This is a genomic window from Bradyrhizobium sp. 186, assembly GCF_023101685.1.
Lineage (GTDB): Bacteria > Pseudomonadota > Alphaproteobacteria > Rhizobiales > Xanthobacteraceae > Bradyrhizobium.
Genome location: NZ_CP082164.1, coordinates 204664 through 226411, shown reverse-complemented (window position 1 = coordinate 226411; position 21748 = coordinate 204664). Strand labels below are relative to the sequence as shown.

20 protein-coding genes are annotated in these 21748 nt (G+C 64.7%); 16 read left to right on the top strand and 4 right to left on the bottom strand.

What is annotated here, in order from left to right; all coding sequences use genetic code 11:
• Positions 1–170: 170 nt before the first annotated feature.
• The gene (locus IVB18_RS01080; protein WP_247987507.1) at positions 171–2387 is read left to right on the top strand and encodes a SulP family inorganic anion transporter; all 2217 of its coding nucleotides are present in this window, start codon (positions 171–173) and stop codon (positions 2385–2387) included.
• An 88-nt stretch (positions 2388–2475) separates the two neighbouring features.
• Here IVB18_RS01080 and IVB18_RS01075 read toward each other — a convergent pair whose 3' ends face one another.
• The gene (locus IVB18_RS01075; protein WP_247987506.1) at positions 2476–3357 is read right to left on the bottom strand and encodes an NAD(P)H-binding protein; all 882 of its coding nucleotides are present in this window, start codon (positions 3355–3357) and stop codon (positions 2476–2478) included.
• 117 nt (positions 3358–3474) lie between these two features.
• Between IVB18_RS01075 and IVB18_RS01070 the strand changes: the two genes are divergently transcribed.
• Positions 3475–4287, top strand: coding sequence for an AraC family transcriptional regulator (locus tag IVB18_RS01070; protein WP_247987505.1), 813 nt, complete (start codon positions 3475–3477; stop codon positions 4285–4287).
• 74 nt (positions 4288–4361) lie between these two features.
• On the opposite strand, the gene IVB18_RS01065 is transcribed toward IVB18_RS01070, so the two are convergent.
• Both IVB18_RS01065 and IVB18_RS01060 read right to left on the bottom strand, forming a co-directional pair.
• Complete coding sequence (locus IVB18_RS01065; protein WP_247987504.1) at positions 4362–5855, bottom strand: NAD-dependent succinate-semialdehyde dehydrogenase; 1494 nt, start codon at positions 5853–5855, stop codon at positions 4362–4364.
• Positions 5856–5965: 110 nt separating this feature from the next.
• Positions 5966–6286 (bottom strand): hypothetical protein, encoded by a 321-nt coding sequence (locus IVB18_RS01060; RefSeq protein ID WP_247987503.1) that lies wholly within the window; start codon positions 6284–6286, stop codon positions 5966–5968.
• 345 nt (positions 6287–6631) lie between these two features.
• On the opposite strand from IVB18_RS01060, the gene IVB18_RS01055 reads away from it, so the two are divergent.
• On the top strand, positions 6632–7825 hold the full coding sequence (locus IVB18_RS01055) for a serine hydrolase domain-containing protein (protein WP_247987502.1): 1194 nt from the start codon (positions 6632–6634) through the stop codon (positions 7823–7825).
• Between the two features lie 156 nt (positions 7826–7981).
• Here IVB18_RS01055 and IVB18_RS01050 read toward each other — a convergent pair whose 3' ends face one another.
• Complete coding sequence (locus IVB18_RS01050) at positions 7982–8983, bottom strand: adenosine kinase (RefSeq protein ID WP_247987501.1); 1002 nt, start codon at positions 8981–8983, stop codon at positions 7982–7984.
• Positions 8984–9106: 123 nt separating this feature from the next.
• Here IVB18_RS01050 and murJ point away from each other — a divergent pair, with 123 nt between their 5' ends.
• From murJ to lnt, 13 genes are all read left to right on the top strand, one after another.
• Positions 9107–10639 (top strand): murein biosynthesis integral membrane protein MurJ, encoded by a 1533-nt coding sequence (gene murJ, locus IVB18_RS01045; protein ID WP_247987500.1) that lies wholly within the window; start codon positions 9107–9109, stop codon positions 10637–10639.
• A gap of 104 nt (positions 10640–10743) precedes the next feature.
• Complete coding sequence (gene trpS / locus IVB18_RS01040) at positions 10744–11796, top strand: tryptophan--tRNA ligase (protein WP_247987499.1); 1053 nt, start codon at positions 10744–10746, stop codon at positions 11794–11796.
• Positions 11797–11904: 108 nt separating this feature from the next.
• Positions 11905–12399, top strand: a complete 495-nt coding sequence (locus IVB18_RS01035) for a universal stress protein (protein ID WP_247991933.1) — start codon at positions 11905–11907, stop codon at positions 12397–12399.
• 318 nt (positions 12400–12717) lie between these two features.
• Entirely contained in the window at positions 12718–13287 is a 570-nt protein-coding gene (locus IVB18_RS01030; protein ID WP_247987498.1) for a NifU family protein, read from the top strand.
• Positions 13288–13374: 87 nt separating this feature from the next.
• Positions 13375–14070 (top strand): tRNA (adenosine(37)-N6)-threonylcarbamoyltransferase complex dimerization subunit type 1 TsaB, encoded by a 696-nt coding sequence (tsaB, locus tag IVB18_RS01025; protein ID WP_247987497.1) that lies wholly within the window; start codon positions 13375–13377, stop codon positions 14068–14070.
• Positions 14067–14552: a ribosomal protein S18-alanine N-acetyltransferase gene (rimI, locus tag IVB18_RS01020; protein ID WP_247987496.1), complete on the top strand. Its 486-nt coding sequence runs from the start codon at positions 14067–14069 to the stop codon at positions 14550–14552. Before tsaB ends, rimI begins: the two co-directional genes overlap by 4 nt.
• 37 nt (positions 14553–14589) lie before the next feature.
• On the top strand, positions 14590–15045 hold the full coding sequence (locus IVB18_RS01015; protein WP_247987495.1) for a Fur family transcriptional regulator: 456 nt from the start codon (positions 14590–14592) through the stop codon (positions 15043–15045).
• A complete protein-coding gene (locus IVB18_RS01010; RefSeq protein WP_247987494.1) occupies positions 15045–15725 on the top strand; it encodes an HAD family hydrolase in 681 nt (226 codons plus the stop codon). The genes IVB18_RS01015 and IVB18_RS01010 overlap by 1 nt, the downstream gene beginning before the upstream one ends.
• Positions 15726–15913: 188 nt before the next feature.
• Complete coding sequence (miaB, locus tag IVB18_RS01005) at positions 15914–17311, top strand: tRNA (N6-isopentenyl adenosine(37)-C2)-methylthiotransferase MiaB (protein ID WP_247987493.1); 1398 nt, start codon at positions 15914–15916, stop codon at positions 17309–17311.
• A 64-nt stretch (positions 17312–17375) separates the two neighbouring features.
• Positions 17376–18374 (top strand): PhoH family protein, encoded by a 999-nt coding sequence (locus IVB18_RS01000; protein ID WP_247987492.1) that lies wholly within the window; start codon positions 17376–17378, stop codon positions 18372–18374.
• 59 nt (positions 18375–18433) lie between these two features.
• On the top strand, positions 18434–18931 hold the full coding sequence (gene ybeY, locus IVB18_RS00995) for an rRNA maturation RNase YbeY (RefSeq protein ID WP_247987491.1): 498 nt from the start codon (positions 18434–18436) through the stop codon (positions 18929–18931).
• Positions 18932–18944: 13 nt separating this feature from the next.
• The gene (locus IVB18_RS00990; protein WP_247987490.1) at positions 18945–20060 is read left to right on the top strand and encodes a hemolysin family protein; all 1116 of its coding nucleotides are present in this window, start codon (positions 18945–18947) and stop codon (positions 20058–20060) included.
• A complete protein-coding gene (lnt, locus tag IVB18_RS00985; RefSeq protein ID WP_247987489.1) occupies positions 20057–21670 on the top strand; it encodes an apolipoprotein N-acyltransferase in 1614 nt (537 codons plus the stop codon). Before IVB18_RS00990 ends, lnt begins: the two co-directional genes overlap by 4 nt.
• Positions 21671–21748: the final 78 nt, after the last annotated feature.

The following is a 21748-nucleotide window of genomic DNA, read 5'->3' as shown; positions in this document are numbered from 1 at the left end:
CCGGCATTCCCTGCCCGGCTCCATCCCCGACGCCCTCCGGGCGAAAGCCGGGAGGACGCCGAGAGCGTGCCCGAAACTGTTGCCAATCTCATATTTGCAAGAATCCTGTTGCGCTAACCTCGCACTCGTCTACCTCTCGGACGGGAATTCTCATGAGCGAGTGTCGGGGCGTGACAGATCCAGCAATTGGCCTCGATCCGGTCACAGGATTGAATCCGTCCATCAAACGTGCGCTGAATGATATACTGGGCGGAAGCGCCGCCAGCGTCCTGACCGTCACCTTCGGGCTTTCCTATGCGCTGCTGATCTTCACCGGCCCGCTGTCGCCCTATCTGTCCTACGGCATCGCCGCGACCTTCATCAGCTCTGCCGTGCTCGCGGCTGTCATCGGGCTTGGCAGCTCGCTGCCCTTCGCGGTTGCCGGCCCTGACAGCTCGACCGCCGCGGTGACGGGCATTTTGGCCGCCTCGCTGGTCGAACGCATCGAAGCGGCTAATTTATCGGCACCCCTGCTCTCGCCCGTCCTGATCACGCTCGGCCTGTCGACTGTGCTGACCGGAATCGTGCTGTGCGGATTGGGACTGACGCGGATGGGCCGCGCGATCCGCTACGTGCCTTATCCGGTGATCGGCGGCTTCCTGGGGGCCACCGGGCTTCTGATCGTCATGGGCGCGATCCGGGTGATCACCGATCATCCCGTGCAGTTTGCCACGCTGTTGCGCTTCACCAACGGCGTCACGCTTTCGGAGCTGGGCGCCGCCTGCGCGATGGCGCTGGTGCTGTATCTGGCCTGGCACCGCTCGCGCAGCCCGTTCGGATTGCCGATCATCCTGGTCGGCGGCATGCTCACGGCACATCTGGCGTTCTGGATCGCAGGGATTTCGACGGAGGAGGCGCGCGCCCTCGGCTGGACCTTCCAGCCCCCGCCGCCGGCGACATTCATGTTGCCCTGGCACACCGACGATCTTGCCAATTATCCCTGGTCCGCGGTGCCGGACCTGCTCGGCAACCTCGTCGCGGTCATCTTCGTCACGGCTTCCAGCACGCTGTTCAACACCACCGGGATCGAAGTCGCCGTGCATCGCGAGGCCAATCTGGAGCGCGAGCTGAATGTCACCGGCGCCGCCAACATCCTGACCGGCGCGCTCGCCGGCTATGCCGGCTGCGTTTCGGTCAGCCGCTCGATCCTGAATTTCAGCAGCGGCGGCCGCGGACGCCTGTCCGGCCTCACCGTTGCGGCCATGTCGCTGCTGATGCTCGCAGTTGCGCCGGAGCTGCTCGGCTTCATGCCGAAATTCGTGCTCGGCGGCCTGCTACTCTATCTCGGCGCCGACCAGCTGCACAAATGGCTCATCGAGTCGCGCAAGCGGCTCTCGAAGCTCGAATATCTCTCGCTGCTCGCCATCATCGCGATCATCGTCGCCTGGGGTTTCGTGCCGGGCATCCTGATCGGCGTCGTCATCGGCTGCGCGACCTTCGCGTTCAGCGCGGCGCGGGTCGAATCGATCAAGTACAGTTTTGACGGTTCCGAATATCGCTCTTCGCTCGATCGCTCGCGGGACGACCAGGAGGTGCTGCTGGCCCATGGCGGCAAGATCCGGGGCCTCAACCTCCAGAGCTATTTGTTCTTCGGCTCCGCCAACCGACTTTACCAGCATGTCAAGCAACTGCTCCAGGAGCGCCCGGAGTGCCGCTATCTGCTGTTCGACTTCAAGCTCGTCACCGGCGTCGACTCCTCGGCCGCCTACAGTTTTGCGCAGATCAAGCGCAGCGCGGGTGACCTCGGCGTCGAGCTGATCCTGGTGCACCTGTCTACCGCGGCCAAGAAGGTGCTGCGCTCCAGCGATTTCATCGGCGAAGGCGTCACCATCATTCCCGAGCTCGATCATGCGCTGGAGTGGTGCGAGAACGAACTCATCGCGCAACATCAGGAACTCGCGCAGGAGGAGGCAAACTTGCGCGACTGGTTCACGGGGATTCTCAACAGCGAGGACGATGCCGACGAGCTGATCCGCCGCTGCCAGCGCCTTGAGGTCGAGGCCGGCGACGTCATCGTGCAGGCCGGCGATCCCGCGGATTCCATGCACTTCATCCTCGACGGTCGCGTCGGCATCATGATCCCGGCCGAGGACGACCGCACCACGCGCGTGCGCAGCCTCGGCCGCTACACCACGATCGGCGAGATGGGGCTGGTGTCACAGACGCCGCGTAGCGCCACCATCCAGGCCGAGGTTAACAGCGTGCTCTATGTGCTGAACACGCACCAGTTCGACGCCATCAGGATCGAGGACCCCGCGCTCAGCCACAAGCTGCTGACCTATTTCGTGTCGGTCATGGCCGAACGGCTGACGTTCGCGAACCGGACGATTGCGGTGCTGCGGCGGTAGAGCGACCGAGGGAGATCCCCGGGCACCGGCGCATCGAACGCTTTGTTCGCTCATTATATTTTTTCCTCGTCATATTCATGCTCGCCGTTTACGGCAGGGTGTCGCGGATCATCGTGTCCAGGCTGCTCGCGGTGACGCCCAGAAGTTTCTCCGTATCACCAGCATCGACCAGAAGCGGCTTTTCGAACAGGTAGGACATCTCGATCGCTTCGTGAAAGCCGATGCGCTCCAGTTCGACCGGCGTGAGCGGAAGCAGATTCGGAACTTCAATCTTCAGCGCGGCTGCGAATTTCTTCACCAGGTCGCGAACAGACGCCGGCTGCGACGGCACATGAAACGCGCGTCCCCATTCTCCGGTGAAGCGCGATGCCGCGACCAGAGTCCTCGCGGTGTCCTTCGTGAAAGACCAGGCATGCATCGCGTCCGGATTGCCCAGGAAGGACACCGGCTCGTTCCTGAGCAGCGACGGCAATGCCAGCAGGGAAAAATAGGTGACCGCCCCCTCGCCCAGATAGTCGCTTGCGCGGACCTCGAGGGAAGGAACGTTCGATCGAACTGCGCGCTGCCACATGATGTGCCTGGCTGTGCCTTTTCTGGTGGTCGGGTCCGGCTCCAGGTCTGGAGTGAGGGGGCTCGCAGCCCGCTCGCCGTAACCGTAGACATTCCCGAGCACGATCAGCCTGGCACCAACCTGCCCGGCGGCCTTGACCGTTCCATCCATGATCGGAAAGAAGTCGGTCGGCCATCGATGATAGGCCGCCATGGCGCACATGAAGATCGCATCAGCGCCCTTGCTTATTCCGGCCAGTCGCGCAGCGTCGGTAGCATCCGACGAAATCGTGCGCACATTTGCTGCATCGAGTGACCCGGCGTTTCTACTCGTCAGGACGACGTTGTGTCCCTCCTCCGCCAAGAGACGTGCAGTTTCGCGTCCGACAGGGCCGGCTCCGACAATTACGTAAGTACCCACTTGGCATCCTCATTTGTCATAAGCGACTGATGAGTTCTTGGCCTCGGAGCCGTTGAAAATCGCGCACAAGGCGCCAAATACCGGTCAGATTCCGCCAAGACCCGGAGTGCCCGTCCCATGCGTGCGAAATCGAGCTCGACGCCGACATCGTTCGGCACCACCGCAGCGACGACACGAACCGAGCCTGATTCCATTGCGCTGGAGCCGACTCCCGATCACAGGGTCATTATCCATCTCAGCCCTGCCACTCGTTCGCGTTGCCTTGAGACCGGAGGCCAGTTCCTGCGTCAAGCCGGCGATATCGACCTGATTCCGTCGGGCACCGCCGGAGGCTTCGTTGCGGAGACACCCTATCAGTCGCTTCAAATCCGGCTCGCGCCCGGGATGCTAGACTATGCAGCAGCCAGAGCTGGACGAAGGGCATCCGTCCAGCTCGGGACGCATCACATGCTCCGAAATGAGCGCATCGTTTTCCTCGGGCAGGCTCTCGAAAGTGACATGAAAGCGGGCTCGCCGAGCGGCCCCTTATTCGCCGAAAATGTTGGAATGGCCCTGGCGGTCGAACTGCTCGGCCTGGCGGATGACCCACCAAGTCAGACCACTCGCCTCTCAAATGCGCAACTTCAGAGAGTCCTGTCGTATGTCGACGCGAATCTAGACCAAGCGCTCACCATCGACGTTCTCAGCCGCGTGGCCGCCGTGAGCAGCTCGCATTTGCGGACCTGGTTCAAGGTGGCCATGGGCGTCACGGTTCACCGTTACGTTTTGAAAAAGAGGGTGGAGCGCGCGCAATTGCTTCTGCTTCAAGACGATCGCAAACTGAGCATGGTTGCCCTTGACGTCGGCTTCTCCCATCAATCTCACCTTGCCAAATGGATGCGCCGCGAACTCGGGCGCAGCCCCAGTCAACTGCGTCGGAGCAAGCGTTGACTGGCGGCTTCGGCGAAGGCCAGCCGTCGCGCTGACCAAACTCGCCACGGCATCGCAGTGCAGATGCAGAGACCTCACACCCCCGCCATCATCACGTATTTGATCTCGACATATTCTTCCATGCCGTGGTGCGAGCCTTCGCGGCCGAGACCGCTTTCCTTGACGCCGCCGAAGGGCGCGACTTCCGTGGTGATCAGGCCGGTGTTGACGCCGACCATGCCGGATTCCAGCGCTTCGGCGACGCGCCAGACGCGGCCGAGATCGCGGGAGTAGAAGTAGGAAGCCAGACCAAACGGCGAGGCGTTGCACATCGCGATGACGTCGGCTTCGTCCTTGAAGCGGATCACCGGGGCGAGCGGGCCGAACGTCTCTTCCTGCGCGACCAGAGAATCCGGCTTGACGTCGGAAAGCACGGTCGGCTCGAAGAAGGAGCGTCCGAGTTCGCTGCGCTTGCCGCCGGTGACGATCTTGGCGCCGCGCTTCACCGCGTCGGCAATATGGCGCTCGACCTTGTCGATCGCTTTCATGTTGATCAGCGGGCCCTGCGTGACGCCGCTCTCGGTGCCATCGCCGATCTTCATCGTCGCAACTTTCTTCGACAGCTTCTGCACGAACTCGTCGTAGATCTTGTCCTGAGCGTAAAGGCGGTTGGCGCAGACGCAGGTCTGGCCCATGTTGCGGTATTTCGAGACGATCGCGCCTTCGACCGCCGCATCGATGTCGGCGTCGTCGAACACCACGAACGGCGCATTGCCGCCAAGCTCCAGGCCGAGCCTCTTCACGCCGACGGAGGCCTGCTGGTAGAGAATCTTGCCGACGGCGGTCGAGCCGGTGAAGCCGACGAAGCGCACCGCCGGATGCTCGCACAGCACCTTGCCGATCGGCGGCGCATCACCCGTGATGATGTTGAACACGCCCTTGGGCACGCCGGCCTTCTCCGCGAGCACGGCGAGCGCGAGCGCCGACAGCGGCGTTTCGTTGGCGGGCTTCAGCACCACGGTGCAGCCGGCTGCAAGCGCGGGCGAGACTTTTCGCGTGATCATCGAGTTCGGGAAATTCCACGGCGTGATCGCGCCGCAAACGCCGATCGGCTGCTTGATCGCGAGCAGCCGCGCATCGGGCCGCTGGGTCGGAATGGTCTCGCCATAGACGCGGCGCGCTTCCTCCGCAAAGAATTCGACATAGGCACCGCCGATGTCGACCTCGCCGAGCGCCTCGCTGAGTGGCTTGCCCTGCTCGGAGGTGAGGATCAGCGCGAGATCCTCGCGGTTGGCGATAATCAGCTCGAACCATTTGCGCAAGATGTTGGAGCGCTGCTTGGCGGTGTGCTTGGCCCAGGCCGGGAATGCACGCTCGGCGGCCTCGACGGCCTTGGTGGCGTCGCCCGCCGAGAGCTGCGGGATTTTTGCAATCTCGACGCCAGTCGCGGGATTGTTAACGGCAAAGACCGACGAGCCAACCCACGCGCCGTCGATGTAGCAGGCCTCCTTCAGCAGCGAAGGGTCCTTCAACCGGTCGCGCAGGGTGGAGGTGGCTTGCTGAGCGCGTGCGGCGGCGGTTGGGGTCATGGCGTTGCTCCTTCGGACGATCGGATCGGCCCGGAATATAGGGACAGGTGGCGCGCAATGCACGGTCCCGCAACGCGCATCTGCTGGGAGCTAAACTGGGAACAGCGTAGTTACGCCGCGCCGCTCAGATAGGTCTCGCGCCGGCCGATCATGCGCTCGGCGGCCGCCTTGGCATCGGCCTTCGACGAGGTCCCGCAGGTGCGGTATTCGAGATCCGGCGCGTCGGAGGTGTCCCGGCGGCCGAACCAGGACTTCGAGCCGACCGGAAGCAGCGCCAGCGCCTGCGCCAGATTGTCGACCGCGCCGAACGAATAGAGCGCACCAGTGCCGGCGATCCGGACCTCGTAGATGCCGGGCGAGATCGGCGCCTCGAGATTGTCGCCCCGTCCGGGACGGGGATAGCGCTTCCATTCGTTCCAGGTCGAAATCATCAGAGGTCCCCTCGCGGCCGATCGGCCGCCAAATTTGTATCAAGTCTTAGCGTCAGCCGCCGATTAGGCCGAGTGCTGAACACCGCAACGCACAAAATGTTTCAAGTGCTCGAAAACTCTCGAAACATATCGCGTGGGCCGATCCGCGGTCACGGCGAAATGCGCCGATCTACCGCAGATTGCAAGGAGACGTTGCAGTTCAGCGGCCTTGTCGTCCTGCGCAGGGCGCGGGCCGTCAAGTCACGACATCGCGACCGGCGCGGAGCCATGGATGCGCTTGCCGCGCGGAGCACGCGGGAGGACAATCGATCGCTTCCAACAATAATCAAACCGGAGGAAACGCGTATGCAAAGCCAAGCCCAGATCGACGAGATTCTGCGCCAGAAAAGCGACGCCCAGGAGATTCCCGGCGTCGTCGCCATTGCCGCGAGCGGTAACGAGGTGCTGTACCAGGGCGCGTTCGGCAGGCGGGACCTGTCCAAGCCCGATCCAATGACGACCGACAGCGTATTCTGGATCGCATCGATGACGAAGGCGGTGACGACCGCCGGGGCGATGCAACTGGTCGAGCAGGACAAGCTGTCGCTGGATGCGCCGATCAGTGAGGTGTTGCCCGATCTCGCCAAGCCGCAAGTGCTCGAAGGTTTTGATGCCAATGGCGAGCCGAAGCTGCGGCCTGCGAACAAGCCGATCACGCTGCGTCACCTCATGACCCACACCGCCGGCTTCTGCTACAACATGTGGAATGGCGACAATGCGATTTATCTGGAGAAGACCGGCACGCCGGCGATCACGACGTGCCAGAACGCCGCGCTGAAGACGCCGATCGCCTCCGATCCCGGCACGCGCTGGGAGTACGGCACCAATATCGACTTCGTCGGCAAGGCGGTGGAGGCTATCAGCGGCAAGCGGCTCGATGCTTATCTGCGGGATCATTTGTTCGCGCCGCTCGGCATGAATGAGACCGCGTTCAAGATCACCGACAGCATGCGCGAGCGGCTTGTCGGCATGCATGCGCGCGGCGAGGACGGCCAGCTCGCCGCGATCCCGTTCGAGCTCGAGCAGGAGCCGGAATTCCACATGGGCGGCGGCGGCCTCTATTCGACCGCAGGCGACTACATCAAGTTCACCCAGATGATCCTGAACAAGGGCCGTGGCAACGGCAACCAGGTGCTGAAAGCGGAGACGGTCGCGACGATGGGGCAGAACCACATCGGCGACCTCAACGTCACCAGGATGAATTCGGTGGCCCCGATGTACTCCAACGACGTCGATCTCTATCCGGACCAGGTGAAGAAATGGGGCCTGAGCTTCCTGATCAACACCGCCAAGACACCGGAGGGACGCAGCCCGAACAGCCTCGCCTGGGCGGGCCTCGCCAACACCTACTACTGGATCGACCCGTCACGCGACGTCACCGGTGTGATCCTGATGCAGGTGTTGCCGTTTGCCGACGCGAAGTGCCTGGAGGCCTTCGCCGAATTCGAGCGTGGTGTGTATGCCGGGCTCGATGCGGGCAGCGGGCGGAAGGCGGCGTAGACGAGCACACACCTCTCACAGCGCGTCATGGCCGGGCTCGTCCCGGCCATCCACGCCTCACACCGCGGTACGAAGAACGTGGATGCCCGGGACAAGCCCGGGCATGACGACTGAGGATGAGGCGCGTACCTGCCTCCACGGGGCGAGAGGCGAGCTCTACCCTGTCAGCCCACGCTGCTCGGCCAGCTCCTTCAGCGACACTTGCGGTCGCGCGCCGATGTGCTGGATCACTTCGGCGGCCGCCAGCGCGCCGAGACTGCCGCACTGCTTGTACGGCAGCTCACGCGCGAGGCCGAACAGGAAGCCGGCAGCGAAGAGATCGCCGGCGCCGGTGGTGTCGACCAGCTGAGCAATGGGGAAAGCAGGCGCGGCGACGGCGTCTTCCGGGGAGACCACCATGCAGCCCTTTTCGCTGCGGGTGACCACGCCGAGGTTGACGTCGTTGCGCAGCTGCTTCAGCGCGGTGTCGAAGTCCGAGGTCGTGTAGAGCGAGTGCAGCTCGGATTCGTTGGCGAAGACGATGTCGACGGTGCCGTTGCGCATCAGCGCCAGGAACTCGTCGCGGTAGCGATCGACACAGAACGAATCCGACAGCGTCAGCGCCACCTTGCGCTTTGCGTCATGGGCGACCTTGGCCGCCTTGACGAAGGCGTCCTTGGCGTTCTTGGGATCCCAAAGGTAGCCCTCGAGATAGACGATGCCGGCAGCAGCGATCTCGGCCGGATCGATGTCGGCGGGCGACAGGTCCTGCGCCGCACCGAGATAGGTGTTCATGGTCCGCTCGCCGTCGGCCGTCACCAGGATATAGGAGCAGCCGGTGGCCGAACCGTCCTTCGCGGCGGGCGTGTTGAAGGCGACGCCGGCGGCGCGGATGTCGTGGATATAGAGATTGCCGATCTGGTCGTCCTTGACCTTGCCGACATAGGCCGCCCGCGCGCCGAGGCTGCCGATGCCGACAATGGTGTTGGCGGCCGAGCCGCCCGAGACTTCCGTCGCCGGACCCATGTCCTTGTAGATGGCAGCGGCGCGCGCCTCGTCGATCAGGGACATGCTGCCCTTGGTCATGCCATGCTTGGCGAGAAAAGCCTCATCGGTCCTGACCAGCACGTCGAACAGCGCGTTGCCGATGCCGAGCACGTCATATTTCACGTCAGCCATTCACCTTGATCCTGTTGCCGGATTGCGATCTCGCGGAAAATCCGCTTCCTGTCGGCCTGAAATCTGGCTCGCGGCCTATCACGACCGGGCCTTAGCGGGCAAGCAACGGTATTATTACTCCAGATGATCCGCTCCTTCCTGACCGTCTCGACGGGAACACTGGCCTCGCGGCTGCTGGGCTTTGCCCGCGATTCCCTGATCGCGGCGCTGCTCGGCACGGGCGCCGTGGCGGATGCCTTTTTGGCGGCCTTCCAGCTCGTCAACGTCGTGCGCCGGCTGCTCAGCGAGGGGGCACTTAATGCGGCACTGATCCCGGCTTGGCTACGCATCCGTGACCGCGATGGCGAGGAGGCCGCAGCCACGTTTGCGGGACGCGTGCTCGGCACGGTCAGCGCGGCCCTGATCGCGCTCTCGATCGTCATTGCGCTTTTGATGCCGCTGATCATCACGATCATTGCGCCGGGCTTCGTAGGCAGCGTATCGCTCGATCTCGCCGTCCAGAACGCGCGGCTGATGCTGCCATATCTCGCCTTTGCCGGCCCCGTCACCGTGCTGATGGGACTGCTCAACGCGCAAGGACGCTTTGCCCTCACGGCGTTCTCGCCGCTGCTGTTCAACATTGCGCTGATTGCGGCAATCGCGGCACTGCTGCTGTGGCACGCCGATGCAATCGTCGCCGTGTGGATGCTGGCCGCCACGGTCGGCGTCGCTGGCCTGCTGCAACTCCTGATGCTGCTGTCGCAACGGAGTGCACGTCTTGCGACGCCTTTGCGTGTGCGCTTCGACAAGGAGATGCGCGGCTTCTTTGCGAAAGCGATTCCGGGCATGATCGCCAGCTCGGGTCCGCAATGGCTGATGGTCGCCGGCGCGATCATCGCCTCGGCCACGCCCTCCGCCGTCTCCTGGCTCTATTTCGCCAACCGCCTGATCGAATTGCCGCTCGGCATCGTCGGCGTCGCGATGGGCACCGTGCTGGTGCCGGAGCTGACCCGCGCGGTCGGCAGCGGCGACCGTGACGCGGTGGCACATGCGGAATCGCGCGCGCTGGAGCTTGCGACCGGGCTCGCGCTACCGGCCACGCTCGGCCTGATCGTGCTGGCCGCGCCGATCGTGCGGCTGCTGTTCGAGCATGGCGCCTTCGGCGCGGACGACAGCACGGCGACCGCGCGCGCGCTGATGTGGCTGGCGCTGGGCCTGCCGGCTCACGTGCTGATCAAGGCGTTGTCGCCGGCCTTCTTCGCCCGTAGCGACACGATGACGCCTTTGCTGGCGACGGCGAAAGGCTTCGTCGTCGCGGTCGCGCTCGCCGTCCTGCTCGGTCACTTCTTCGGCGCAACCGGGATCGCCGCGAGCATCGCGGCCGGCGCCTGGAGCAGCGCGCTCTCCCTGCTACGAAAAGGCACGACCGAGTTCGGCTTCTCGATCGACGCGGCCGCCCGAAAACGGCTGCCGCGGATCGTGCTTGCCGCTCTCGCCATGGGTGCCCTGCTCTGGCTGACAACGGGGCTCCTGCCCACCGACATCCATAGCCTGGTCCGCTTCATTGCGCTGGGCCTGCAGATCGCGGCAGGAATCGCCGTCTACGGTTTGCTCCTCCAGATCCTCGACGTCGCCTCCTTGCGCGAGGCGGTTAACGCGCTGAGGCGCCCGAGCTAACCCTCCCCTGGCGCGCGAGCCTCCAAATTACCCTTGACGGGGCAGCGCCGCTGTTGGAAACGACGGCCGATTACCTTCAGGAAGGCTTGCCAGGAAAACTAACCATGCCATTCGTTGAACGGGTTTTTTCGGGCGTCCAGCCGACGGGCAATCTGCATCTCGGCAACTATCTCGGCGCGATCGTCAACTTCGTGAAGATGCAGGAAACCCACAACTGCATTTACTGCGTCGTCGACATGCATGCGATCACGCAAGGGGTTGACGTCTGGGGCGGACCGGCCGAGCTCGCGCGCAACACCCGCGAGGTGACCGCGGCGTTCATCGCAAGCGGCATCGATCCGAACAAGCACATCGTGTTCAACCAGAGCCAGGTCTCGGGCCACGCCGAGCTCGCCTGGATTTTCAACTGCGTCGCGCGTATGGGCTGGCTGGGCCGTATGACCCAGTTCAAGGAGAAGGCCGGCAAGGACCGCGAGAATGCCTCCGTCGGGCTGTTCGACTATCCCGTGCTGATGGCGGCCGATATTTTGCTGTATCGCGCCACCCACGTGCCGGTCGGCGAGGACCAGAAGCAGCACCTCGAGCTCTCACGCGACATCGCGCAGAAGTTCAACAACGATTTCGGTGACTCGATCCGCAGCCACGGCGCCAATGACGGCCTGTTCTTCCCGTTGCCGGAGCCGTTGATCACCGGACCGGCGACGCGTGTGATGAGCTTGCGTGACGGCACCAAGAAGATGTCGAAGTCGGAAGCGTCCGACAATTCGCGCATCAACCTGACCGACGATGCCGACACCATCGCGCAGAAGATCCGCAAGGCGAAGACCGATCCGGAACCGCTGCCGACCGAGGAAAAGGGCCTGGAAGCACGTCCCGAGGCCGACAATCTCGTTGGCATTTTTGCAGCGCTCTCCGGCCGTCCGAAGGCCGAGGTGCTGCGCGAGTTCGGCGGCGGCCAGTTCTCCAGCTTCAAGAACGCGCTGGCGGAGCTGTGCGTCACCAAGCTTGCGCCGATCGCCGGCGAGATGAAGCGCCTCGTCGCCGACCCCGGCCATATCGACGCCATCCTGAATGATGGCGCCGACCGTGCCCGCGCGATCGCCGACGAGACCATGAAGCTTTCGAAGGACATCGTCGGCTTCATCCGCCGGCGCTGAATATTGCAGCTGCGAAGTCAGGCCGATGCTCCGGCGTCGGCCGACGTCCCCCTCCCAAACGAACAGGGAGTGTGGCAGCATGTCGACCGTGCACACGCCGGGACATGCATGACCAGAAAGCGACAGTGCTTCGAGCCGGGTCACAAGCCCAAATGCCTTGTCATCGTCGACGACACCGCCGAATGGGATCGCGCGGTCTATTACGCCAGCCGCTGGGCGATCCGCGCCGGCGGCGGCGTGGTGATGCTGCGCATCATCGAGACCGAGCAGCAGAACCAGGAATGGCTGGGCGTGGCCGACATCATGCGCGCCGAGGCGCATGAAGCAGCGGAAGCTGCGCTCGACCGCGCCGCCGGCCGCGCCAACGGCATCGCCGCGATCACGCCGGAACGCGTGATCCGCGAAGGCGCCGCGATGGAACAGCTGCTCGCGGTGATCGACGAGGACCCGGACATCGCCATGCTGGTGCTCGCCGCCAATCCCGGCGCGGAAGGGCCCGGGCCGCTGGTCGCGCTGCTCACCCATGCGGTGGGCACGTTCCCGATTCCGGTGACGATCATTTCCGGGGCACTGAGCGATCAAAGCGTGGATTCGCTGTCGTAGTTTGGGAACGCTCTCCGCGAGCTCGGTTCACCTCTCCCGCTTGCGGGGGAGGTCGGCGCGAAGCGCCGGGTGGGGGGTCTCGCCACACGGGGAGTGTCTCGACCGCGGAAGCACCCCCACCCCAGCCCTCCCCCGCAAGCGGGAGAGGGAGTGCACTTCCGCCCAGGCCCGCGGATTCCACCCTCCTTAATTCTCCCCTATCTCACTGATCGTGCTTCGAATTTCCTCGCCCACCCCTTGACCGTGCGTTCGCCGTCGCCATCTGCTACTGGATAGCTCACGCGCCGGCCTTGAACCGGCGACGTTCGGAGAAAAGCGATGTTCATCCAGACCGAAGCCACCCCTAATCCCGCCACGTTGAAATTCATTCCCGGCCGCGTCGTGATCGACGGCAGCCCGATGGAGTTTGCCAGCCGCGAAACCGCGGCGCGTTCGCCGCTCGCCGAAAAGCTGTTCGACGTGCCCGGCATCACCGGCGTGTTCTACGGATCGGACTTCATCACCGTGACCAAGGCGAACGGTGAATGGCAGCAGCTCAAGCCCGCGATCCTCGGCGCCATCATGGAGCACTACATGTCGGGCGCGCCGCTGCTCGCCGACGGCGCGGCCGCGGGCGATGCCGATCTCGACGACGAGGACGAGTTCTTCGACGAGGCCGATGCCGAGACGGTCGACATGATCAAGGATCTGATCGAGACCCGCGTGCGGCCGGCGGTCGCCAATGACGGCGGCGACATCACCTTCCGCGGCTTCAAGGACGGCATCGTCTATCTCAACATGAAGGGCGCCTGCTCCGGCTGCCCGTCATCGACCGCGACGCTCCAGCACGGCATCCAGAACCTCTTGAAGCACTTCGTGCCCGACGTGGTCGAAGTCCGGCCGATGTAATCAACAGCGAATGGTGAGTAGCGAATGGCGAATGGAACTCCGATCGGCTAAACTGTCTGCCATTCGCCACTCACCATTCGCTCATCCATGCTGATCCTTGCCATCGATACCGCGCTGGAAGCGTGTGCGGCCGCGGTTCTCGACACCGAGGCCGGCGAACTCCTTGCGCAGGAATCGCTTCTCATGAAGCGCGGCCACGCCGAGGCGCTGATGCCGATGATCGCGCGCGTCATGCAGGCGGCCAATCTCGCATTCACCTCGCTCGACCGGATCGCCGTCACCGTCGGCCCTGGAAGCTTTACCGGCCTGCGCGTCGGCATTTCGGCCGCACGCGGCCTTGCGCTCGCGGCCAAGCGGCCCGCCGTCGGGCTGACGACGTTGTCGGCCTACGCTGCCAGCATCGTCGGCCAGAGCGGACCGGCGCCCGTGATCTCGGCGATCGATGCGCGGCACGATCACGTCTATTTCCAGATCGTCGCCAGCGACGGCAGCCAGTTGGTGCGGCCGAAAGTAGCCGCCATCGACGAGGCGATCGCGGCATCGCAATTCGGAGCGCCGCACCTGGTCGGCAATGCCGCAAAAATCCTCGCCGAGCGCTGGCCGAAGGATGCGCCACAACCGGCTGCGGTCGACGCGCGGGCCGCGCCCGACATCGGCTGGGTCGCGTGGCTCGGCGCGGCCGCCGATCCCGAAACAACGCCGGCGCGACCGTTTTATCTGCGTGCCCCCGATGCAAAGCCGGCAGCAATACCGCCGTTCGCAGCACAAGCCGCAAGCTCATGATGAGATGGCTGCCGGAATGGTGGCGCGGCGGCACTGCCGCCGTGGAGCCGGCTGTTGCGCGCGACGCCGCCCGGCTGGCGCAGCTTCACGGCGAATCCTTCGCGCGCGGCTGGGGCGAAGGCGAGTTCGAGACGATGATCGGCGAGCGCAACACGCTCGTGCATCGGTTGCGCCTGGGCCGCAAGACGATCGGCTTTGCGGTGTCGCGGATCGGCGCGGATGAAGCCGAAATTCTCTCGATCGCAGTCGACCAGGCCCATCGCGGCCGCGGCCTCTCCCGCACGCTGCTGATGACCCATCTCGGTCATCTCGCAGGGCGCGGCGTGCGCACGATATTTCTCGAGGTCGAGGAAAATAACCAGCCGGCGCGGCGGCTCTATGACCGGACCGGATTCATGGTGGTCGGGCGCCGCGAACGCTACTATAAGCAGCCGAACGGGGAACAATTGAACGCACTTCTGATGCGACGTGACTTGTCGTAACATTGATGGCACAAGCGCCCCGTCAGGCAGACAATCTATGACCGTACTGAAACCTTCTTCCGCATCCACCGCGACCGGCATCGAGGCACGCTGTGCCGCCACCGGCATGCGCATGACCGAGCAGCGGCGCGTCATCGCCCGCGTGCTCGCGGAGGCCGTCGATCATCCCGACGTCGAGGAATTGTACCGGCGCTGTGTCGCCGTCGACGACAAGATCTCGATCTCGACGGTCTATCGCACCGTAAAGCTGTTCGAGGATGCCGGCATCATCGAGCGCCACGATTTTCGCGAAGGCCGCGCGCGCTACGAGCAGATGCGCGACAGCCATCACGACCACCTCATCAATCTGCGCGATGGCAAGGTGATCGAGTTCACTTCGGAAGAGATCGAGAAGCTGCAAGCCGAAATCGCCCGCAGGCTCGGCTACAAGCTGGTCGACCACCGGCTAGAACTCTATTGCGTCCCGCTCGACGACGACACGCCGACAAGTTAGTGGCACTAGACCTCATCATCTTCGATTGCGACGGCGTGCTCGTCGACAGCGAGGTGATCTCCTGTCGCGCGCATGCGGATGTGCTGACGCGGCACGGCTATCCGATCACCTCGGAGCAGGTGCTCGTCCGCTTTCTCGGCGTATCCGAGCGAGACGCGCGGCGGATGGTCGAACAGGAAATCGGCCGCAATCTCCCCGACGATCTGGAGCAGCAGGTGAATGCGGCCACGCTGCAATCTTACGCCGGCGATCTGCAGGCGATTACCCATGTGACCGCAGCGATCGGCGCAATCAATTTGCCCAAATGCGTTGCATCGAGCGGAACACCGGAGAAGATCCATCACGGCCTGACTTGCGCCGGGCTCTACGACCTGCTCGCTCCGCACATCTTTTCCGCGAGCCAGGTCGCACGCGGCAAGCCCGCGCCCGATCTGTTTCTGTTTGCCGCCGAGCAGATGAAAGCCGCGCCGGAACGGTGCCTCGTGATCGAAGACAGCGTCCCCGGGGTGACCGGCGCGTGCGCCGCCGGGATGACCGTGCTGGGCTTTCACGGTGGCAGCCACTGCCCACCAGGTCACGCCGCCCGGTTGCGTGCCGCCGGCGCTGGGTTGACGTTCGACGATATGCGGCAATTGCCGGAGCTGGTCCGGCGGGCCGAGGCGGACGTCCTGGCGGGGTAATTGCCCCCTCATTGTCATTCCGGGACGCGCGTACAGCGCGTGAACCCGGAATCCCAGGATTTTGGGTCGAGATTCCGGGTTCGCGCTGAGGCGCGCCTCGGAATGACTGCTCATTTGGACCCATTCGCTGGATTTTCGCCGCGCCAGCCTATATCTGAGGGCCGTCCTCCACCTCAATTCCGGGTTCCATGAAGCCGCCGCGCAAGCTGCACATCAAATCATATGGCTGTCAGATGAACGTCTACGATGCCCAGCGCATGGTGGACACGCTGGCCCCGGAAGGATTCGTGGAGACGGCGAGCGCGGAGGATGCCGACCTCGTCATCCTCAACACCTGCCACATCCGCGAGAAGGCCTCCGAGAAGGTCTATTCCGAGCTCGGCCGGCTGCGCGTCGCCAAGGACGAGGCCGCGCGCGGGGGCCGCTCGATGCAGATCGCGGTGGCGGGCTGCGTGGCGCAGGCCGAGGGCGAGGAGATCGTCCGCCGCGCACCTGTCGTCGACGTCGTGGTCGGCCCGCAGAGCTATCATCATCTGCCGGAGCTTTTGAAGCGCGCGGGCAATGAAGGCCGCGCGATCGAAACCGAGTTTCCGGCCGCCGACAAGTTCGGCTTCCTCGCCCAGCCGAAGCCCGCAGCGATCCGCGCGCGCGGCATTTCCGCCTTCGTCACGGTGCAGGAAGGCTGCGACAAGTTCTGCACCTTCTGCGTCGTGCCCTATACGCGCGGCTCCGAAGTCTCGCGTCCGGTGGCAAAGATCGTCGACGACGTGAAGCGGCTTGCCGACAACGGCGTCCGCGAGCTCACGCTGATCGGGCAGAACGTCAATGCCTATCACGGCGACGGGCCCGATGGAAAAAGCTGGCCGCTCGGCCAATTGCTCGCGTACCTGGCACGGATTCCCGGCATTGCGCGGCTGCGCTACTCGACCAGCCATCCCTGCGACGTCGACGACAGTTTGATTGCAGCCCATCGCGATCTCGAGGCGCTGATGCCGTTCGTGCACCTGCCGGTGCAATCGGGCTCGGACCGGATTCTGGCCGCCATGAACCGGAAACATACCGCCGATGATTATCGGCGTGTCGTCGACCGTTTCCGGGCCGCGCGCCAAGACGTTGCTTTTTCATCAGATTTTATCGTCGGCTTCCCGGGCGAGAGCGAGCAAGATTTTCTCGCGACACTCGCGCTTGTCACGCAAATCGGCTACGCTGCGGCTTATTCGTTCAAATACTCCGCCCGGCCGGGAACGCCGGCCGCGGATATGCAGGAGACGGTGTCCCCCGCCGAAATGGACCAGCGATTGGAGCGGCTCCAGGACCTGATCGACAGCCAGCAATCGGCCTTCAACAAGGCCGCGATTGGCACAACGGTCGACGTGTTGTTCGAGCGCGCCGCGCGCAAGGATGGCCAGATCGTCGGCCGAACCGCCTTCCTGCAACCTGCGCATGTGATGGCTTCGTCCGAGATCATTGGCAAAATCCTACCGGTCCGGATCGACAGCCTCGAGCGCTACAGCTTCCTCGGTGAGCTCGTGACGCCGCGTGCTGCGCGCGAGCCCGCTTTATCACCCATCGCCACTGGAGCCTGAACCCTTGCCAAAAAGCGCATCGGATTCGTCCTCGTTCGCTCCCAGCCGCAAATTTGACCGCGACATGCAGGTTCCGCCCGAGACCCAGGTCGTCATCGACTTCGACGACAACCGCGCCGCTTCCGCGCTGGTCGGCCCCTACGGCCAGAACCTCGCGCAGATCGAGCGGCGGCTCGGCGTCGTCGTGGATTCCAAGGGCAACCACATCACCATCGGCGGCACACGCGACGGCTGCGATGCCGCGCGCCGCGTGCTGGAGATGCTCTACGCCCAGGCGGTGAAGGGACAGGACCTCGACCAGGGCGAGGTCGAAGGTGCGATCCGCGGCGTGATCGCGCAGGGCTCGCTGTTCGAGTTCGACGCCAAGTCGGCCAAGTCGACCTTCGAGAGCATCAATCTGCGCAAGCGCCCGGTGCGGGCGCGCACCGCCGCGCAGGATTCCTACATCCGTGCGCTGAAGCGCCATGAGCTGGTGTTCGGCGTCGGCCCCGCCGGCACCGGCAAGACCTGGCTCGCGGTCGCGCATGCCGCTCAGCTGTTCGAGCGCAAGGAAGTCGACAAGATCATCCTGTCGCGCCCGGCGGTGGAAGCAGGCGAGCGGCTCGGCTTCCTGCCCGGCGACCTTCGCGAGAAGGTCGATCCCTATCTTCGCCCGATCTACGACGCGCTCTACGATTTGATGGACGCGCGCATCGTCGAACGCGCACTCCAGACCGGCGAGATCGAGATCGCGCCGCTCGCCTTCATGCGCGGCCGCACGCTAACCAATGCCGCCATCATCCTGGACGAAGCGCAGAACACCACGTCGATGCAGATGAAGATGTTCCTGACCCGTCTCGGCGAGAACAGCCGCATGATCGTGACCGGCGACCCCTCGCAGATCGACCTGCCGAACGGCCAGACCTCGGGCCTCGCGGAAGCGACCCGGCTGCTGAACGGCGTCGAGGGCATTTCGCAAGTTCATTTCACGGCCGAAGACGTGATCCGCCACGAGCTCGTGGCGCGGATCGTCTCGGCCTACGAAGGCTTGCCGCAGCGGCCGGCCGCCGGCAACAAATCCTGACGAGATAACAGCCGGACCATGCGGGCGCGAACACAGCGCCCTTCGTTCCGAACAAAGCCATGTCGCATCCCAACCTTCCCATGACCGAGGTCCTCGTCGTCGCCGATTGCTGGCAGAGCGAGCCCGACGCCGAAACCGTGATCCAGCGCGCGATCGCGGCCGCGGCGGAGTCGGTCGACGAAGACGTGGCGGACGCGGAAGTGGCCGTGATGCTGACCGATGATGCCGGCATCCGCACCCTCAACGGCAACTGGCGCGGCATCGACAAGCCGACCAATGTGCTGTCGTTTCCCGCGCTCCAACCGGAAGGCGAATGGAAGCCGGGCGATGCGCCGCGCATGCTCGGCGACATCGCGATCGCCTACGAGACCATGCGGCGCGAGGTGGACGAGGAACAGAAGCCGTTCGACCACCACTTAAGCCACCTCGCCGTGCATGGTTTCCTGCACTTGATCGGCTACGACCACGAAAACGACGACGACGCGGAGGAGATGGAAGCGCTCGAAACGCAGATCCTGGCTCATCTCGGCATCCCCGACCCCTATGCAGACCGCTGACGGATGGATTGAGATGCCGGATTCAGACCCGACCCACGACAATCCGCGCAACACGCGCAATCTGCCGGCCGTGGTGACGCCCGGCGAGGTGCCGCGCCCGACCGCGGATGGCTGGCTGCTCCGCGCGATCCGCACGCTGTTCGGCTGGAAGGCGGGATCGGTCCGCGACGATCTCCAGGTCGTACTCGACGCCACGACGCCCGGCGATACCGGCTTCTCGACCGTCGAGCGCACCATGCTGCGCAACATCCTCAGCCTGCATGAGCGCCGTATCGCCGACGTCATGGTGCATCGCGCCGATATCATCGCGGTGAAGCGCGACATCCCGCTCGGCGAATTGATGGGCCGTTTCGAGAGCGCCGGCCACTCGCGCCTCGTGGTCTACGACGAGACGCTCGACGATCCCGTCGGCATCGTCCACATCCGCGACCTGCTCGCCTTCATGACTGCGCGCGCGCGCGTGCCGGAAGCCACCAAGGCCAAGCGCAAGAAGCCGCTGCCGGCCGGGCTCGATCTGCGCTCCGTCGATCTCGCGTTGCCGCTGCAGGATGCGCGGATCATCCGCAAGCTGCTCTACGTGCCGCCGTCGATGCGGGCGATCGACCTGCTCGCGCAGATGCAGGCCACGCGCATTCACCTGGCGCTGGTTGTCGACGAATATGGCGGCAGCGACGGGCTGGTTTCGCTCGAGGACATCGTCGAGCAGATCGTCGGCGAGATCGACGACGAGCACGACAGCGACGAGCCGCCCTCGATCGTGCGCCTGCCCGACAACGCCTTCATTGCAGACGCCCGCGCCAGCCTCGATGACGTCCGCTCGGTGATCGGCGAGGACTTCGTCACCGGTGAAGCCGGCGAAGAGGTGGAGACGCTCGGCGGCTATCTCGTCAGCTTCGTCGGCCGCCTGCCGGTGCGCGGCGAGGTGATCTCGGGCCCCGGCAATTACGAGGTCGAGGTGCTCGATGCCGATCCGCGCCGCGTCAAGCGGCTGCGCATCTCGACGCGGAAGGAACGCCCCGCGCCGCGCACCCAGCGTGAGACCCGCCGCCGCGAGGCGGCGCCGGAGAGCGGTCAGCCCGCCAGCGACACCCCGAGCCCGCCGCCTGCCGACGGGACCGGGCAACAGTGAGCCTCTTCCAGCGACTTCGGCAGATCGCCCTCGCCGTCATCCTGACCTGGGGATGGAAGCGCGCCCTCGTGGCGATGGCGGCGGGTGCGCTGTCGGTGCTGGCGCTGGCGCCCTTCAACGCCGTCCCGGTGCTGTTCGTCACCTTCCCGCTGCTGATCTGGCTGATCGACGGTGCCGGCGCCGGGCGGCTCGGCGGCATCCCCGCGGCGGCACTGACCGGCTACTGGTTCGGGCTCGGCTATTTCGTCCCCGGCCTCTATTGGACCGGCTATGCCTTCTTCGTCGATGCCGACATCTTCGCATGGCTGACCCCCTTCGCCGTGCTTGGCCTGCCCGCGGGTCTCGCCGTATTCCCCGCCATCGGCTTCGCGCTGGCTCGCTTGCTCTGGACCAAGGATGCCGCGCGCGTGCTGGCGCTTGCTGCGGGCCTCACCGTCAGCGAATGGCTGCGCGGGCACGTGCTGACCGGCTTCCCCTGGAACGCCCTCGGCTACGCGCTGTCGGAGCCGCTGCCGCTGGCGCAGACGGCGTCCCTGATCGGCTTGTGGGGCATGACGTTCCTCACCGTTGCGATCTTCGCCAGCCCCGCGGTGCTGATCGACCGCACGCGGGATCGCCGCCTGTCGTGGCGTGTGCCGGCCGCAGCAGTCACGCTCCTGATAGTCATGAGCATCTTCGGCGCGATCCGCTTGTCACTGCATCCGACCACAATGGTCGCGGGCACCAAGCTGCGTCTGATGCAGCCGAACCTCCAGCAGGACGTAAAATTCAACTACGCCGCCAAGGCGGAGGTGATGAAGAAATATCTCGCGCTGTCGGACCGCGCGTCCGGACCGCAATCGACCGGCGTGCGCGATGCCACCATCCTGATCTGGCCCGAATCCGCGTTTCCGTTCTTTCTGACCCGCGAAGCCGACGCGATGGCGCAAATCGCCGAGCTTTTGCCCAAGGGCACGGTGCTGATCACGGGATCGGTCCGCGCCCCTGACCTGCCGCCGGGCAAGCCGATCACGCGCGCCTATAATTCGATCTACGTGATCGACCACGACGGCAGCGTGCTCGCAATCTACGACAAGCTGCACCTGGTACCGTTCGGCGAATATCTTCCGTTTCAGGATGCGATGGAGAAGCTCGGCTTCGAGCAACTGACGCGGGTGCGCGGCGGCTTCATTCCGGGCACCGCGCGGCACGCGCTGCCGGTGCCGGGCGCGCCGCCGGCGCTGCCGCTGATCTGCTACGAGGCGATTTTTCCCGACGAAGTCGGAGCGCGCAACGAACGCCCGGGCTGGATCGTGAACCTCACCAACGACGGTTGGTTCGGCATTTCGACCGGCCCCTACCAGCATCTGGAGCAGGCGCGGATGCGCGCGATCGAGCTTGGATTGCCGCTGGTCCGCTCCGCCAATACCGGCATATCGGCGGTGATCGATCCGGTGGGACGAACGGTCGCGAGCCTTGGCCTCGGCATCGAAGGCATTTTGGATGCAAGCTTGCCCGCCGCGATCCCGCCGACGATCTTTGCAAGGGTCGGCGACGCGCCCGCCGCCATGCTCGTCGCACTGGCTGTGTTTCTGGCGCTACGACGACGTGTTGCCAAACGGCACCCCTGATCACGCCGTCGCTGCCGAAGCGTCCGGAAACCTTTGACAACCGTAGCCCCACGGTTGACAGATTGCAGGCGGCCTCCT

Bases quoted from the DNA above. Each gene is read 5' to 3' on its own strand.
- ybeY (WP_247987491.1), top strand. From the start codon at position 18,434: ATGTCGCATCCCAACCTTCCCATGACCGAGGTCCTCGTCGTCGCCGAT.
- IVB18_RS01035 (WP_247991933.1), top strand. From the start codon at position 11,905: ATGACCAGAAAGCGACAGTGCTTCGAGCCGGGTCACAAGCCCAAATGC.
- murJ (WP_247987500.1), top strand. From the start codon at position 9,107: ATGATCCGCTCCTTCCTGACCGTCTCGACGGGAACACTGGCCTCGCGG.
- rimI (WP_247987496.1), top strand. From the start codon at position 14,067: ATGATGAGATGGCTGCCGGAATGGTGGCGCGGCGGCACTGCCGCCGTG.
- IVB18_RS01060 (WP_247987503.1), bottom strand. From the start codon at position 6,286: ATGATTTCGACCTGGAACGAATGGAAGCGCTATCCCCGTCCCGGACGG.
- tsaB (WP_247987497.1), top strand. From the start codon at position 13,375: ATGCTGATCCTTGCCATCGATACCGCGCTGGAAGCGTGTGCGGCCGCG.
- IVB18_RS01070 (WP_247987505.1), top strand. From the start codon at position 3,475: ATGCGTGCGAAATCGAGCTCGACGCCGACATCGTTCGGCACCACCGCA.
- IVB18_RS01065 (WP_247987504.1), bottom strand. From the start codon at position 5,855: ATGACCCCAACCGCCGCCGCACGCGCTCAGCAAGCCACCTCCACCCTG.
- IVB18_RS00990 (WP_247987490.1), top strand. From the start codon at position 18,945: ATGCCGGATTCAGACCCGACCCACGACAATCCGCGCAACACGCGCAAT.
- miaB (WP_247987493.1), top strand. From the start codon at position 15,914: ATGAAGCCGCCGCGCAAGCTGCACATCAAATCATATGGCTGTCAGATG.
- IVB18_RS01055 (WP_247987502.1), top strand. From the start codon at position 6,632: ATGCAAAGCCAAGCCCAGATCGACGAGATTCTGCGCCAGAAAAGCGAC.
- IVB18_RS01000 (WP_247987492.1), top strand. From the start codon at position 17,376: ATGCAGGTTCCGCCCGAGACCCAGGTCGTCATCGACTTCGACGACAAC.
- IVB18_RS01050 (WP_247987501.1), bottom strand. From the start codon at position 8,983: ATGGCTGACGTGAAATATGACGTGCTCGGCATCGGCAACGCGCTGTTC.
- IVB18_RS01030 (WP_247987498.1), top strand. From the start codon at position 12,718: ATGTTCATCCAGACCGAAGCCACCCCTAATCCCGCCACGTTGAAATTC.
- IVB18_RS01015 (WP_247987495.1), top strand. From the start codon at position 14,590: ATGACCGTACTGAAACCTTCTTCCGCATCCACCGCGACCGGCATCGAG.
- trpS (WP_247987499.1), top strand. From the start codon at position 10,744: ATGCCATTCGTTGAACGGGTTTTTTCGGGCGTCCAGCCGACGGGCAAT.